The 14,038-nt window shown below is 61.4% G+C and carries 14 protein-coding genes; 9 read left to right on the forward strand and 5 right to left on the reverse strand.

Features of this window, described 5'->3' with window-relative positions:
* The 8 genes from CAG25_RS06490 (at nt 1) to CAG25_RS06525 (ending at nt 8,080) form a co-directional block, all read left to right on the forward strand.
* Entirely contained in the window at nt 1–726 is a 726-nt protein-coding gene (locus tag CAG25_RS06490) for an RDD family protein (RefSeq protein ID WP_085610823.1), read from the forward strand.
* The gene (locus tag CAG25_RS06495) at nt 723–1,700 is read left to right on the forward strand and encodes a stage II sporulation protein M (protein ID WP_085610977.1); all 978 of its coding nucleotides are present in this window, start codon (nt 723–725) and stop codon (nt 1,698–1,700) included. Before CAG25_RS06490 ends, CAG25_RS06495 begins: the two co-directional genes overlap by 4 nt.
* The gene (locus CAG25_RS06500) at nt 1,687–3,231 is read left to right on the forward strand and encodes a DUF4129 domain-containing protein (protein WP_085610824.1); all 1,545 of its coding nucleotides are present in this window, start codon (nt 1,687–1,689) and stop codon (nt 3,229–3,231) included. The genes CAG25_RS06495 and CAG25_RS06500 overlap by 14 nt, the downstream gene beginning before the upstream one ends.
* Nucleotides 3,228–4,394 (forward strand): DUF4350 domain-containing protein, encoded by a 1,167-nt coding sequence (locus tag CAG25_RS06505; protein WP_085610825.1) that lies wholly within the window; start codon nt 3,228–3,230, stop codon nt 4,392–4,394. Before CAG25_RS06500 ends, CAG25_RS06505 begins: the two co-directional genes overlap by 4 nt.
* Entirely contained in the window at nt 4,391–5,392 is a 1,002-nt protein-coding gene (locus tag CAG25_RS06510) for a MoxR family ATPase (protein ID WP_085610826.1), read from the forward strand. Before CAG25_RS06505 ends, CAG25_RS06510 begins: the two co-directional genes overlap by 4 nt.
* The gene (locus tag CAG25_RS06515) at nt 5,389–6,723 is read left to right on the forward strand and encodes a DUF58 domain-containing protein (protein WP_085610827.1); all 1,335 of its coding nucleotides are present in this window, start codon (nt 5,389–5,391) and stop codon (nt 6,721–6,723) included. Before CAG25_RS06510 ends, CAG25_RS06515 begins: the two co-directional genes overlap by 4 nt.
* A 194-nt stretch (nt 6,724–6,917) precedes the next feature.
* Nucleotides 6,918–7,133, forward strand: coding sequence for a hypothetical protein (locus CAG25_RS06520; RefSeq protein ID WP_041475416.1), 216 nt, complete (start codon nt 6,918–6,920; stop codon nt 7,131–7,133).
* Nucleotides 7,134–7,675: 542 nt separating this feature from the next.
* Nucleotides 7,676–8,080, forward strand: coding sequence for a DUF6124 family protein (locus CAG25_RS06525; protein WP_011335674.1), 405 nt, complete (start codon nt 7,676–7,678; stop codon nt 8,078–8,080).
* A gap of 44 nt (nt 8,081–8,124) precedes the next feature.
* Here CAG25_RS06525 and CAG25_RS06530 read toward each other — a convergent pair whose 3' ends face one another.
* On the reverse strand, nt 8,125–8,484 hold the full coding sequence (locus tag CAG25_RS06530; protein ID WP_007951248.1) for a PilZ domain-containing protein: 360 nt from the start codon (nt 8,482–8,484) through the stop codon (nt 8,125–8,127).
* A gap of 218 nt (nt 8,485–8,702) precedes the next feature.
* The gene (locus CAG25_RS06535) at nt 8,703–9,089 is read right to left on the reverse strand and encodes a tol-pal system YbgF family protein (RefSeq protein WP_011335675.1); all 387 of its coding nucleotides are present in this window, start codon (nt 9,087–9,089) and stop codon (nt 8,703–8,705) included.
* Nucleotides 9,090–9,262: 173 nt separating this feature from the next.
* Between CAG25_RS06535 and pyk the strand changes: the two genes are divergently transcribed.
* Nucleotides 9,263–10,714 (forward strand): pyruvate kinase, encoded by a 1,452-nt coding sequence (pyk, locus tag CAG25_RS06540; RefSeq protein ID WP_007951250.1) that lies wholly within the window; start codon nt 9,263–9,265, stop codon nt 10,712–10,714.
* 292 nt (nt 10,715–11,006) lie between these two features.
* On the opposite strand, the gene CAG25_RS06545 is transcribed toward pyk, so the two are convergent.
* From CAG25_RS06545 to CAG25_RS06555, 3 genes are read right to left on the reverse strand one after another with little or no spacing between them, the layout of a single operon-like run.
* Nucleotides 11,007–11,756, reverse strand: coding sequence for an enoyl-CoA hydratase-related protein (locus CAG25_RS06545; RefSeq protein ID WP_085610828.1), 750 nt, complete (start codon nt 11,754–11,756; stop codon nt 11,007–11,009).
* 29 nt (nt 11,757–11,785) lie between these two features.
* Complete coding sequence (locus CAG25_RS06550) at nt 11,786–12,721, reverse strand: iron-sulfur-binding ferredoxin reductase (protein WP_085610829.1); 936 nt, start codon at nt 12,719–12,721, stop codon at nt 11,786–11,788.
* The gene (locus CAG25_RS06555; protein ID WP_085610830.1) at nt 12,714–13,820 is read right to left on the reverse strand and encodes a diguanylate cyclase; all 1,107 of its coding nucleotides are present in this window, start codon (nt 13,818–13,820) and stop codon (nt 12,714–12,716) included. The genes CAG25_RS06550 and CAG25_RS06555 overlap by 8 nt, the downstream gene beginning before the upstream one ends.
* Nucleotides 13,821–14,038: the final 218 nt, after the last annotated feature.

Below are 14,038 nucleotides of genomic sequence, written 5' to 3' on the forward strand. Positions count from 1 at the left end.
ATGCTCGAGACCACAGCACCGCCAAGGAAAGCACCGCTGGCCCCGCCACTGGACACGCGGCACCAGGTCGAAACGCCGGAAGGCATCGACCTGCCGCTGCGTCCCGCCGGCCTGATGGTGCGCGCCGTGGCGTTCACCATTGATCTGGGGTTGCGCGGGCTGATCCTGGGCCTGCTGCTCATGTTGCTGGCGCTGCTCGGCAAGCTTGGCATCGGCCTGGGCTCACTGCTGCTGTTCGTGGTGAGCTGGTGGTACATGGTGTTGTTCGAAGTACTGCGTCAAGGCCGTTCGCCGGGCAAGCAATGGATGGGCTTGCGAGTGGTGCACGACGATGGCACGCCGGTCGGCTGGTCGGCTTCGCTGCTGCGCAACCTGCTGCGTTTTGTCGACCTGATGCCGTTCGGCTATTTCCTCGGTGCGATCAGTTGCCTGCAACACCCGACCTTCAAACGCCTCGGCGACATCGCGGCCGGCACGCTGGTGATCTACAGCGAACGCCCTCTCAAGCGTCCGCACTTGCCCGATGCCGAACCCCGTCGTTCGCCGATCCCGCTGACCCTGACTGAACAACGCGCCCTGCTCGCCTTCGCCGAGCGCCAGGCCGAACTGTCGACGGCGCGGGTCAACGAACTCGCTGCCTTGCTGGCCCAGCCGCTGCACATCAGTGCGCCGAAAGCAGTCGGTGAACTCAACGGCATCGCTCGCGGCCTGTTGGGGCCGACATGAAGCAAAGCCTTTTCGAATCCCGCCACAAGGCCGAATGGGAGCGTTTCAGCCTCGCCCTCGAACGTCTGGAACGGGGCAAGGACACCTCGCAGGTCGCGGAATTTCCCAAGGCTTATCGCCGACTCTGCCAGCATCTGGCCCTGGCGCAGGACCGTGGCTACAGCAGTTTTCTCGTCGACTCCCTGCAACAGCAAGTACTGCGCGGCCATCAACAGCTCTACCGTCATCGCAGCCAGCTCGGCGCTAACGTGCTGGGTTTCATCCTGGCCGGTTTTCCACGATTAGTCCGCGCAGAATGGCGCTTCGTGCTGGCCGCCGCCCTGCTGTTCTTCGGCAGCCTGATCGGTTTCGGGATGCTGGTGTATCTGAGTCCCGAATTGATCTACAACCTGATTCCCGCCGATCAGGTGCGCGAGATGCAGAGCATGTACGACCCCGCCGCTGGCCATCTCGGGCGTTCGGCCGAACGCGCGGCGAGCGAAGACTGGGTGATGTTCGGCTACTACATCATGCACAACATCGGCATCGCCTTTCAGACCTTCGCCAGCGGTTTGCTGCTGGGAGTGGGCAGTGCGTTTTTCCTGTTCTACAACGGGTTGATCATCGGCGCGGTGGCCGGACACTTGAGCGAGATTGGCTTCGGCCAGACCTTCTGGTCATTCGTGATCGGACACGGTGCGTTCGAACTCAGCGCCATCGCCCTGGCCGGTGCGGCAGGACTGAAACTGGGTTGGGCGTTGATCGCGCCGGGACGCCTGACACGAATCGAAGCCCTGCAGATTGCGGCGCGCCAGAGCATCCTGCTGATCTGCGGCGTGATGCTGTTTCTGTTGATCGCGGCGTTTATCGAAGCCTATTGGTCATCGCGCACCGGGGTTTCGCCGCAGACCAAATACCTGGTCGGCGCCGGGCTCTGGCTGTGCGTGGCGCTCTATCTGCTGTTCGCCGGAAGGTCCCGCCATGCGCCTGAGTGACGCAACCGTGGCGATCCGTCCGCGTACCACCTGGGAGGCGATGGACCTGGGCGTGCTCATGAGTCAGCAGCACCGGCGTCTGCTGATGACCAGTTGGGCGATCGTCACCCTGCCGCTGTTCGCGGTGCTCAGCCTGTTGCTGTGGGATTCACCGTCACTTGCCGTGTTCATCTTCTGGTGGCTGAAACCGGCGTACGAGCGTTTGCCGCTGTACATCCTGTCCAAGGCACTGTTCGGCGAAACACCCACCTTGAAACAGACCTTGCGCCAATGGCCGCGCCTGCTCAAGCCGCAACTGCTCGCCAGCCTGACCTGGCGTCGCTTCAGCCTGAGCCGCAGCTTCCTGCTGCCCGTGCTGCAACTCGAAGGCCTCGACGGCACCGCTCGCCAACAGCGTTTACAGGTGCTGCTGCAACGCAATGCCGGCGCCGCGCAATGGCTGACGATCATCGGCGTGCATCTGGAAACGGCGCTGTGGATCGGCCTGATGGTGTTGTTCTATCTGCTGCTGCCGCAACAGGTCGAAACCGATTGGGACTGGCAAAGCCTGATCTTCGCGGCCGACTACGAATGGCGCTGGCTGGAGCATCTGACCAATGCGTTCTATGCGTTGATCCTGGTGATCTGGGGACCGGTGTATGTCGCCTGCGGGTTCAGCCTGTATCTGAACCGCCGCACCGTCCTCGAAGCGTGGGACATCGAACTGGTGTTCCGCCGCTTGCGCCAGCGTTTGAACAGCAGCGCAATCGGCTTGCTGCTGGCGGTGTGTCTGCTGTTGCCGGGGTTGCCATCAGCCTGGGCTGCCGAGCCTGCCAAAGCTCCGGATGCACCGCGTCTGTTGAACCAGCCACTGACCAGCGAGGCATCACGCGACAGCATCAAGGCCTTGCTCGAACAACCGCCGTTCAAGAACAAGGAAACCGTCACCCGTTATCGCTTCGGCGAAGATCCCGCTGCTGCCGAAAAAACCAGGGAAGGCGAGGCACCGCAATGGTTGAAAACCCTGCTTGGCTGGCTGGACGGCCGACACCTCGACGGCCTGGCCAAGGCGATCGAAGTCGTGCTGTGGGGCGCGGTGATCGCCGGACTCGGTTGGCTGGTCTGGCGTTATCGGGATCTTCTGCAAACGTTCGTCGGCCGTCGTCCGCGCTTGCCCGAACCGAACAAAAGACCCTTGCCGCAACAGGCCTTCGGTCTGGACCTGCAAAAGGAAAGCCTGCCAGATGACATCGCCAGCCACGCGGAACAACTCTGGAAAACCGAGCCGCGCGCGGCACTGGGTCTGCTGTACCGGGCATTGCTCAGTCATCTATTGCACGACTTCAACCTGAGCTTGAAACCCGCCGACACCGAAAGCGAAGTGCTGGCCCGGATCGAACAGTTGCAGCGCCCGGATCTGCTCACTTATAGCCGTCACCTCACCGCTCACTGGCAGAACATGGCCTACGGGCACCGCGTACCGGCGGCACATCTGCAACAGGAATTGTGTGATGGCTGGCGGTCCCTGTTCGGCCACGGAGTTGCCCGTTGAACCGGCGCGCACTCTGGCTTTTGGGCGGCGCGTTGATCGTCGCCCTGCTCGGTGCGCTGGGCATTTATCTGTACCTCAAGGCCACGCCGTACCAGGCCGAAGTCGATCACGGCCCGTCCCCCGCCGCACAAGCCAATCCTTATCTGGCGGCGGAGATGTTTCTGCGCGAGCGCGGGATCGACGTCAGTCATGCCGAAAGCCTCGCCGTATTGCCCGGCATCGATCCCCGCCAGCACACGCTGCTGATGTTCAACGACCGCTCGAAAATGACTCCACGTCAGGTCGACCAGGTTCTGAACTGGGCCCGGGCCGGCGGAAGGCTGGTGTTTGTCGCCGAGTCGATCTGGGATGAAAAGACCGGCCAGAGCAACGACCTGCTGCTCGACCGCGTGCAACTGCATCAACTCTTCAGCAAGGATCTCAAGGATCCGCCGCCGGATAACGCCGAAGACCCCTTCCCGAATCTGACCAAACTCTATCTGGAAGACGAGGACGCACCCGCCTACGCCGGATTCGACACCGCCTTCCATCTCGAGGACCCGAAAAACCTCGCCCAGGCCTGGGCCAACAGCGCGAAAGCCACGCACATGATGCAACTGGCTTTCGGCCTCGGCACGATCACCGTGGTCACCGATGCCGATCTGTGGAAAACCCCGGCCATTGCGCAACACGACAATGCCTGGCTGCTCTGGTATTTGAGCGCCGACACGGCCGTGACCTTGTTGTACAACACTGAACACGACAGTCTGCTGACCCTGCTCTGGCGTTATTTCCCGCAAGCCATCGTCGCCCTGCTGGCGTTGATCGGTCTGTGGCTGTGGCATGTCGGCGTGCGTCACGGCCCGGTGCAGGCGCCGTCTCCGAGTGGTCGTCGTCAGTTGATGGAACACCTGCGCGCCAGTGCCGATTTCATCCTGCGTCACAACGGCCAGCAGACCTTGCTGCAAGCGTTGCAGCAGGACGTTCTGCGCCGCGCCCGTCATCGACATCCCGGTTTCGACCAACTGAATGTCGCCGAACAATGGCTGGTGCTGTCGCGCCTGACCCGCCAACCGACCCGTGCCATCAGCCAGGCCCTGAGCCCGGCACCGAAGCGGCGCCTGTCCAGCGCCGAATTCTGCCGTCAGGTCGCCCACCTGCAAGCCTTGAGGAACACGCTATGACCGAACACATCGAACCCGGCTCGCCCAGCCACGTGGCCCAGCAACGCCAGCGCGCCAGCCAGTTGGCCCAGGCCGTGCGCGGCGAATTGCAAAAAGCGCTGATCGGCCAGAACCCGGTGATCGACGATGTGCTGACCGCGCTGATCGCCGGCGGCCATGTGCTGCTCGAAGGCGTTCCTGGCCTCGGCAAAACCCTGTTGGTACGCGCCCTGGCGAAGTGCTTCGGCGGCGAGTTCGCGCGCATTCAGTTCACCCCGGACCTGATGCCCAGCGACGTCACCGGCCACGCGGTCTACGACCTGCAAACCGAGCAGTTCAAACTGCGCAAGGGCCCGCTGTTCACCAACCTGCTGCTGGCCGACGAGATCAACCGCGCCCCGGCCAAGACCCAAGCCGCCCTGCTCGAAGCGATGCAGGAACGTCAGGTCACCCTCGAAGGCCGGGCCCTGCCGATTGCCCAGCCATTCATGGTGCTCGCCACGCAGAACCCGATCGAACAGGAAGGCACCTATCCGCTGCCGGAAGCCGAGCTTGATCGCTTCATGCTCAAGGTGCGCATGGATTACCCCGACGCCGATCAGGAGCTGGACATGGTGCGGCAGGTCAGCCGCTCGACCCGTGCCGACATGCTCGATGTGCAACCGCTGCGCACCGTGTTGCAGGCCAAGGACGTGCAAGCCCTGCAACGCATCGCCAGCGATTTGCCGCTGGACGATCAGGTGCTCGATTACGCCGTGCGTCTGGCGCGCAGCACCCGCACCTGGCCGGGGCTGAGCCTAGGCGCCGGGCCACGCGCCTCCATTGCACTGGTGCGCTGTGCCCGCGCCCGGGCCTTGCTGCGCGGTGGTGAATTCGTGATTCCCGACGACATCAAGGGCTGCGCACTGGCGGTGTTGCGCCACCGCGTACGCCTCGCGCCAGAGCTGGACATCGAAGGCCTGCAAGTCGATCAAGTCCTTCAGCAACTGCTTGACCAGATCCCGGCGCCGCGCCTGTGAAACCCTCGCGCCTGCTGTTGGTCTGGCTGGCGATCCTGCTGGCCATCGGCATTGTGCTGGGCGCGTTGCAGGCGCTGGATGTGGAAGTGCCATCGAGCCTGTTGTCGATCAACTGGGGTTTGTTGCTGGCGCTGTTTGCGCTGAGCCTGCTGGACGCGCTGCGTCTCAAGCGTCTGCCCTCGCCCCGCGTGCAACGACAGGTGCCCGGCAGCCTGGCCCTCGGTCGCTGGAGCGATATCCGGCTGGAAGTCGAACACGAGCTCGACCAGCCACTGGCCATTCAAATCTTCGACCACGTACCCGACAGCCTCGGCTACGAAAACCTGCCGCTCTCCACCGAGCTGCAACCCGGCCAGCGCAGCCTGATCGGCTATCGCCTGCGCCCGCTCAAACGCGGCCACTACACCTTCGAAACCTGCGAACTCAACCTGCCGAGCCCCTTCGGCCTGTGGTCCGGCAAACGCCTGCTGACCATCACCGACCACACCCGCGTCTACCCCGACTTCGCCCGCCTCTACGGCGGCCAGTTGCTGGCGGTCGACAACTGGCTCAGCCAGCTCGGCGTGCGTCAGCGCCAGCGTCGTGGCCTGGGAATGGAATTCCATCAGCTCAGGGAATTTCGCGAAGGCGACAGCCTGCGTCAGATCGACTGGAAAGCCACCGCCCGCCACCGCACACCGATTGCCCGGGAGTACGAAGACGAGCGCGATCAACAGATCATTTTCATGCTCGATTGCGGGCGACAGATGCGCAGTCAGGATGGGGAGCTGTCGCACTTCGACCATGCACTGAATGCGTGTCTGCTGTTGAGTTATGTGGCCTTGCGACAGGGGGATGCGGTGGGCTTGTCCACCTTCGCCAGCGATCAGCCGCGGTTCATTGCACCGGTCAAAGGTGCGGGGCAGCTCAAGGTGTTGCTCAACGGTGTTTATGACCTGGATAGCACGCGGCGTTCGGCGGATTATCCGGCGGCGGTAAATCAGTTGCTGGCGAGGCAGAAGCGTCGGGCGCTGGTGGTGTTGGTGACGAATGTGCGGGATAAGGATGATGAGGAATTGCTGAACGCCGTCAGACAATTAAGCCAACAGCATCAAGTACTCGTGGCCAGCCTGCGTGAAAGCACGCTTGAAGATAGACGGCATTCGCAGGTGCAAACGATTGAGCAAGCGCTTGAATACTGCGCAACAGTGGATTACCTGAACGCCCGATCGGTGCTCCATGAAAAATTGAGTGCCCAAGGAGTGCAAGTGATAGATGCCCCCCCAAGTGAATTGAGTACAGACGTAATTTCGCGGTATCTGAGCTGGAAAAAATCTGGAGCACTCTGCTAACACATTGTGAAATTCACACGGGAAGGCCAGATTAAAACTACGAAAAATCAAAAGCTCTAAACAATAAGCTGGCTCAGTTCACCCGAGGAGCATCACAAGCTGATGCATCTCACCAGTCGAGTAGAAATCGCTAGCCAACTAACACTCGCAGATGCCACTGCTATGCTTGTTTTTTTGCAAAAAGGAGCCTAAGAATGGCCGTTCAATACTCTCTATCAGACGTGTTGGAAAGGATGTATCAGAATCAACTCGGCTTGGAAGCCGCTCTAATGGAATTAGTACTCCTGGTCGAAGCACAGGGAATGGTGGATACCGGAAACAACGTCCGAGAAGCACTTTTTACAATCGGAGAAAACGCTGGCTTCATCAATCAAGGTTTGGCCAAGCTGAAAGGAAAACGTCCCAGCTAAAGCTTTCGGACTTTCGCCTATGTCTCCAAGATCTTTCGATGTATTTCTTCTACGGTTCGTGTCCTCTAGAACCAATAATTAACTGGGGGTTTTCTTACAGCTCGGTTCTCAAGAAAACTCCCTTTGCCTACGACTACACTAGCTCTGCCCCACGTGCAAAAACCTTCAAAAGAGATGCAAAACTGTTGTTCTCTCACTTTTTGTGGACAACAAAAAAACGGTGGAATTGAGGCTACAACACGTGACGCTTTTGCCTACATGTAAGCGCGAATCCGCCGGCTTGTGCACCTTGGCGTTGCCCCGTAACTTGATCCCCGTCGCTGCCAATCAGCGGCCGGGTTTAGTCGCCCGAGGTAAGATAGGTTTGCAAACGCATCGTCCAGTCGGGTATTCCCTATCCCTGCACTCGATGGTGGCTGTGAGCAGGGTGCCCCCGGGCACGCCGGAAAAGCCTACTTCCCCGGTCGACTAACCTGCTTACAGCTGCCACCCCCTCGTTTAGTCGCGAAGCGGTAACAGCCCAACTTATTAGGAAGTTAGGTATGTTCAAAGCTACACCAAATCCGCCTTCGGATATCGATCCAACTGACAAGACTGATCAAACCGATCCGGTCTCCCCCTACGCCTCCGTCGATTCAAAAAAACTCCACGACGCGGCCCATCGGGCCCTCGACTTTTACCTCAACCCCAAAGCTGAAAAATCACGCAACTCCGTGGATCGTGGCATGCAGATGTTCAAAGTCGATCCGGACATCAACCCGGAAGCCATCGCCATCCAGACCTACGAAACCTTTTCCTCGGTCAGCATTCTGTTGCTGGATCTGGCCGACAGCCTGGACGACAAGCCGCGGCATCTGGCGATGGCGATCTATCAGTTGAGTGAATTGGGGTTGTTGCTGGTGGAGAAGACACTGGATAACGAACGGGCGATTGCGATAAACGAGTAAGAAAAAGGGCCACAACCTTCGGCAGGTTGTGGCCCTTTTGGTTTTCAAGCCGAGGCCGGCAACGGCTGAAAGCTGAAGTACTGCTTCAACGCCTCGACCAGTTGCCCATACTCGGGCGGCGTCCGGTACAGGCTGAAGCCGGCGTCGTAGTGTCGGGGGGTCGCGTCTTCGTGGCACCACAGGCAGCACGCGGTGAGGTCGATGACCTGCTGACAGCCCTCGCCCAAGGGAATTTTCAGGCGCAGGTTGAACTCGGCACCGATCATCATCGGCAACTGGCTGATGAGCATCAAACCGTCTTCGGACACGTTGCCCAGAAAGCCGATGGGTTTGTCGGTGACGCTGTTGAATACTCGCAGAAAATACGGCAGCTGATGCCGTTCGATTCGACGGTCGGTAAACATAAGCAATTCGCCATGCAAGGCTCCATTACAGAGCCGCACTCTCGCTTCGGAACGGACCTGTGCGTCAGGTTCGCTCTCCCCGCACCCGGTGTGGCGCTCGCTACGCGCATCTCATGCCAGTCGCAGGTGTTGCGCCGGTACAGATATCGATCTGCACCGGTGTCATTCGACTATAGCTCACCCTATACAAGCAGCCAGCTTTTGTATGGCAACCGCCATCAGAACCGGGTTGGACGTACCACGGCGGCAGCGCTGCGCGTCGGGTAGTGACCCAAGCTCTGCAGGGTTTCCAGACGCGCGCGGGCGCGGTAGGCGTATTCGCTGTTGGGGTACGAGGCGATGATGAACTGATAGGTCTGCGCCGCATCGACGAACATTTTCTGCCGTTCGAGGCACTGGCCGCGCATCATCGACACTTCCGGCCACACATAAGGGCGGGCGCGGCTGGCGCGTTCGACCTTGGACAGTTCAAGCATCACCTGCTCGCAATTGCCCCGGTCATAGGCGCTGTAGGCGTTGTTCAAATGATGGTTCATCGACCAACGGGTGCAGCCCGAAGCGGCGAGGACGCTGAGGGCAAGGGCGGCAATGGGCACGAATCGCATGGGGGTTCTCCTGTCTTGTGCTCTGTATCGACCCCTGGTCGGAAATCTTCAGGCGCGTTTGTCCCAAAGTTGCCGTGTTCAATAAAGAAAGTATTAAGTAGTGCAAACGAACAATGACTACACCCTTCGAGCATAGTAGCCTTCGCTGGCGCTTGAACCTGAGGAGTCTTTGCATGTCCGTCCGTCGTACCAAAATCGTCGCTACCCTTGGCCCGGCCAGTAACTCGCCGGAAGTTCTCGAACAGCTGATTCTGGCTGGCCTGGACGTCGCCCGTCTGAACTTCTCCCACGGCACCCCCGACGAGCACAAGGCTCGCGCGAAGCTGGTGCGTGACCTCGCGGCCAAGCACGGTCGCTTCGTCGCCCTGCTGGGTGACCTGCAAGGCCCGAAAATCCGTATCGCCAAATTCGCCAACAAGCGCATCGAGCTGAAGATCGGTGACCAGTTCACCTTCTCCACCAGCCATCCGCTGACCGAAGGCAACCAGCAAGTGGTCGGCATCGACTACCCGGACCTGGTCAAGGACTGCGGCGTGGGCGACGAGCTGCTGCTCGACGACGGCCGCGTGGTGATGCGCGTTGAAACCGCCACCGCGACCGAGCTTAACTGCGTCGTGACCATCGGCGGCCCGCTGTCCGACCACAAAGGCATCAACCGTCGCGGTGGCGGCCTGACCGCGCCGGCCCTGACTGAAAAAGACAAGGCCGACATCAAGCTCGCCGCTGAAATGGAAGTCGACTACCTCGCCGTGTCCTTCCCGCGTGACGCCGCCGACATGAACTACGCCCGTCAACTGCGCGACGAAGCCGGCGGCACCGCCTGGCTGGTGGCGAAGATCGAACGCGCCGAAGCCGTGGCCGACGACGAAACCCTCGACGGTCTGATCAAGGCTTCCGACGCAGTGATGGTTGCCCGTGGTGACCTCGGTGTGGAAATCGGCGACGCCGAGCTGGTGGGCATCCAGAAGAAAATCATTCTGCACGCACGCCGCCACAACAAGGCGGTGATCGTGGCGACCCAGATGATGGAGTCGATGATCCAGAACCCGATGCCGACCCGCGCCGAAGTGTCCGACGTGGCCAACGCCGTGCTCGACTACACCGACGCCGTGATGCTGTCTGCCGAGTCCGCTGCCGGCGCTTATCCGCTGGAAGCCGTGCAGGCGATGGCGCGCATCTGTGTCGGCGCTGAAAAGCACCCGACCAGCAAGACCTCCAGCCACCGTATCGGCAAGGAATTCGAGCGCTGCGACGAAAGCATCGCGCTGGCGACCATGTACACCGCCAACCACTTCCCGGGCGTCAAGGCGATCATCGCACTGACCGAAAGCGGCTACACCCCGCTGATCATGTCGCGTATCCGCTCCTCGGTGCCGATCTACTGCTTCACCCCGCACCGAGAAGCCCAGGCTCGCGCGGCAATGTTCCGTGGCGTGTACACCGTACCGTTCGACCCGGCTTCGCTGGCACCGAACGAAGTCAGCCAGAAAGCCATCGACGAACTGGTCAAGCGCGGCGTAGTGGAGAAAGGCGACTGGGTCATCCTGACCAAGGGCGACAGCTACCACACCACCGGCGGCACCAACGGCATGAAGATCCTGCATGTGGGCGATCCGCAGGTCTGAGTGACCGGCTGCTGAAAACGAAAAGCCCCGCCATTTGAATGGCGGGGCTTTTTCATTTCAGGAGTGTTGATCGTTACTACGTTGATCGTTCCCACGCTCTGCGTGGGAATGCCTCAATGGACGCTCCGCGTCCGCTTCGGCATGGGACGTGGAGCGTCCCGGGCTGCATTCCCACGCGGAGCGTGGGAACGATCGGTGCGCGGAGTGCGGCGGCGGTCCGTGCGCGCAGTGTGGCCGCGGTCGATGCGCGGAGTGCGGGGGCGATCGATGCGCGGAGCGGTCGGCGGATATCTCAATGCCGTTTGATGAACCCGGTCAACGCCGCCAACGCCTCCGGCGAGCGCAGTTGCTGGGTGAACAGTGCGCCCTCCTCCTCGATCACTTTGCGAATCAACTCGCGATCCGGCGCGCGCATCAATTGCTTGCTGATGCGCACCGCCTCGGCCGGCAGCTCGTCAAACCGCAACGCCATCTCCCGCGCCTTGGCCAACGCGGCTTCGCCACTGCCCAGCGCCTCGGTTGCGATGCCCCATTGCGCCGCTTGCTCACCCGTAAAGCTCTCACCGAGCAGCAGCAACTCCGAGGCTTTGGCCTGCCCGAGCAAGCGCGGCAGGATCAGGCTGGAGCCAAACTCGGGGCACAACCCTAGATTGACGAACGGCATGCGCAACCGCGCATCCCGCGCCACATACACCAGATCACAATGCAGCAACAGCGTCGTGCCGATCCCCACCGCCGCCCCGGCCACGGCAGCGATCACCGGTTTACGGCATTCAAGCAAGTTGAGCATGAAGTGAAACACCGGGCTATCGAGGTCGCTCGGTGGTTGCTGGATGAAGTCGGCGATGTCGTTGCCGGCGGTGAAGCACTCGGCGCTGCCGGTGATCAGCACGGCGTTGATTTCGGGATCGTGATTGGCTTGCTTGAGCGCTTCGGCCAACTGGCTGTACATGGCCCGGGTCAGGGCGTTTTTCTTGTCCGGGCGGTTGAGGCGCAGGGTCAGCAAACCGCGTTCGCGGTGCAGCAGGATGGCGTCGGTCATGGTGTGTCTCGCGTCTGAAGAATCAGCGCTCAACCACGGCTCAGGAAGACATCGGCCAGCAGTTGATTGCGCGGCAGTCCGGCCAGGAACAGACGCTTGGCAAACGCGTCGACGCTGGCCGTCGAGCCGCAGACTAAGGCCAGGGTTTGCCGGGAAACAAGGCGCAGTTGCGCCAAAGCGCCCGGCAACTCGGCCGCCGTCCACAGCTCGACGCTGAGGTTTTCCCGCTGCGCGGCCAGTGCCTCAAGGGGTTTGGCCAGGTAATGCCCGGCGGCATCATGGGCCAGGTGAATGACGCGGATGGCGCCCCGATGATCGTGACGCAAGGCCTCACGCAACACGCCGAACAACGGGCCGAGCCCGGTGCCGGCGGCCAGCAGCCACAGCGGCCGGTCGTGCCAGTCCGGGTCGTAATGCAGCGCGCCGCCACGCAGTTCGCCGAGGCGGATCGGATCACCGATCTGCATGCGCCGCGCGGCATCGCTGAATTCACCGGGCTGGCGGCAATCGAGATGGAATTCAAGAAAACGGTCTTCTTCCGGCAGGCTCGCCAGCGAATACGGCCGCGCAATGTGGCCTGCCCACAGCACCAGATGCTGTCCGGCGCTGTAGCGCAACGGCCGCTGGGTTATCAGGCGCAAACGCAACACGCTGTCGCCGAGCCAGTCCAGCGCCTCGACCGTGGCCGGGCGACCATCAGTGACGGGATCGAAGGTGTGCACCTGCAAATCCTCGATCACCTGGCACTGACAGGCCAGCCGCCAACCCTGATCACGCTGCTCGGCGCTCAGGGCATCGGGGCGACTGTCGGCGGGCAAACCCTGCACGCATTGCACCAGACACGCATGGCAACTGCCGGCGCGACAGCTATAAGGCACCGCCACGCCGTTCTGATTGAGGGCATCAAGCAGGTTGCTGCCCGCCGCCACCGACCACTGTTGTTCACCGACCCGCAGTTCAGGCATCAATGTTCTCCCACGCGGCGGCGCAACGGTTACGCCCGTCACGCTTGGCCCGGTACAGCGCCTGATCGGCGCGCTGCAAGGCGTCGTCCAGATCATCGCCCAGTTCCAGCAGGGTCATGCCGGCGGACAGGCTCAGGTTTTTCACATTCAGGCCCACCAGTTCAACGTCCGTGAAGGCGATGCGCAGGCGTTCGCAACAGGCAGTCAGACTTTCAGCGTTGCAATCGGGCAGCAGCACCACGAATTCTTCACCACCATAACGCGCCAGCACGTCGCCGTCGCGCAGGCAGGCCCCGGCGACTCCGGCGAAGGCTTGCAACACCTGATCGCCAGCGGCGTGGCCGTGAATGTCGTTGATGCGTTTGAAGTGGTCGAGGTCGATCAGTGCCAGACCGTGCACCACGTCGGGCTCCATCGCATTCAACTCGCGGGTGGCCAGACGCAGGAAATGCCGGCGATTGAACAGCCCGGTCAGCTCGTCGGTGGCAACAAGGTCTTCGAGTTGGCGCATCATCCCGCGCAGGGTGTCCTGATGCGCCTGCAGGGCGAACCGGCGCTGACGCATGCGTTGGCGCGAGGTCTGGACGAAACGCGCATAGATCACCAGCCAGGCCAGCACGATCAGCAGGATGCAGGCCTGCAACGCGGAAAGCGCCGGATCGTGCAGACGGAAGTGGTAACCGTCCCACAGCGTGATGGCACAAAAACTGAAGAACACCAGCATCGCGCAGCGTACGAACGCCCGCTGTGACAGATGGAACAGGCCGAACAGCAGGACCAGCACATAGAAAACCAGAAACTCGCCCCGGGCCTCCTCCAGATGAGCAATCAGCCACGTCTGCCAGCCAAGGCCCAGCAGCACTTGGGCTTCGGTCAGGCTAGGGTCGGAAAAGCGCAGGTTGCAGCCGGAAAAGAACAGGGCGAACAGGACCGCCTGACTGATCACCACCAGGGCACTGCCGACGGCGACGCCGGCCAGTGAATCGTTGTAGTGACCGGTGAAATACGCCAGCCACAGCAGCAGCAAAGCCAATCCGTAGGTGGCTGCAGCGAGGGCGAAGCGTTTGAGCAAAAGACGTTGAATGGCGTTATGGGTCAATCGTTGACTCACCGTGCGATAAGAGGCTGACCGAGTGTCCTACCCTACAGACCGGCTGCCACTTTAGTGGCGCAGGCGATAAATGACCATTGATTTTCGGGCCGGGTATTTGGCGTCAAAAACCTGCAGCCATGCGACCAACGAATGACTCCCGGCAGATGTGCCCGCCCCCGAGGCGCGGTATACTGCCGCGCCTTTTTAGCGTCGCGCCAGCAGCC

The sequence above is a fragment of the Pseudomonas sp. B16(2017) genome (genome assembly GCF_002113205.1).
Taxonomy (GTDB): domain Bacteria; phylum Pseudomonadota; class Gammaproteobacteria; order Pseudomonadales; family Pseudomonadaceae; genus Aquipseudomonas; species Aquipseudomonas pharyngis.

Coding starts and splice junctions, on each gene's coding strand:
- CAG25_RS06550 (WP_085610829.1), bottom strand. CDS start 12,721: ATGCCTGAACTGCGGGTCGGTGAACAACAGTGGTCGGTGGCGGCGGGC.
- CAG25_RS06535 (WP_011335675.1), bottom strand. CDS start 9,089: ATGCGATTCGTGCCCATTGCCGCCCTTGCCCTCAGCGTCCTCGCCGCT.
- CAG25_RS06490 (WP_085610823.1), top strand. CDS start 1: ATGCTCGAGACCACAGCACCGCCAAGGAAAGCACCGCTGGCCCCGCCA.
- CAG25_RS06520 (WP_041475416.1), top strand. CDS start 6,918: ATGGCCGTTCAATACTCTCTATCAGACGTGTTGGAAAGGATGTATCAG.
- CAG25_RS06530 (WP_007951248.1), bottom strand. CDS start 8,484: ATGTTTACCGACCGTCGAATCGAACGGCATCAGCTGCCGTATTTTCTG.
- CAG25_RS06495 (WP_085610977.1), top strand. CDS start 723: ATGAAGCAAAGCCTTTTCGAATCCCGCCACAAGGCCGAATGGGAGCGT.
- pyk (WP_007951250.1), top strand. CDS start 9,263: ATGTCCGTCCGTCGTACCAAAATCGTCGCTACCCTTGGCCCGGCCAGT.
- CAG25_RS06545 (WP_085610828.1), bottom strand. CDS start 11,756: ATGACCGACGCCATCCTGCTGCACCGCGAACGCGGTTTGCTGACCCTG.
- CAG25_RS06500 (WP_085610824.1), top strand. CDS start 1,687: ATGCGCCTGAGTGACGCAACCGTGGCGATCCGTCCGCGTACCACCTGG.
- CAG25_RS06510 (WP_085610826.1), top strand. CDS start 4,391: ATGACCGAACACATCGAACCCGGCTCGCCCAGCCACGTGGCCCAGCAA.
- CAG25_RS06525 (WP_011335674.1), top strand. CDS start 7,676: ATGTTCAAAGCTACACCAAATCCGCCTTCGGATATCGATCCAACTGAC.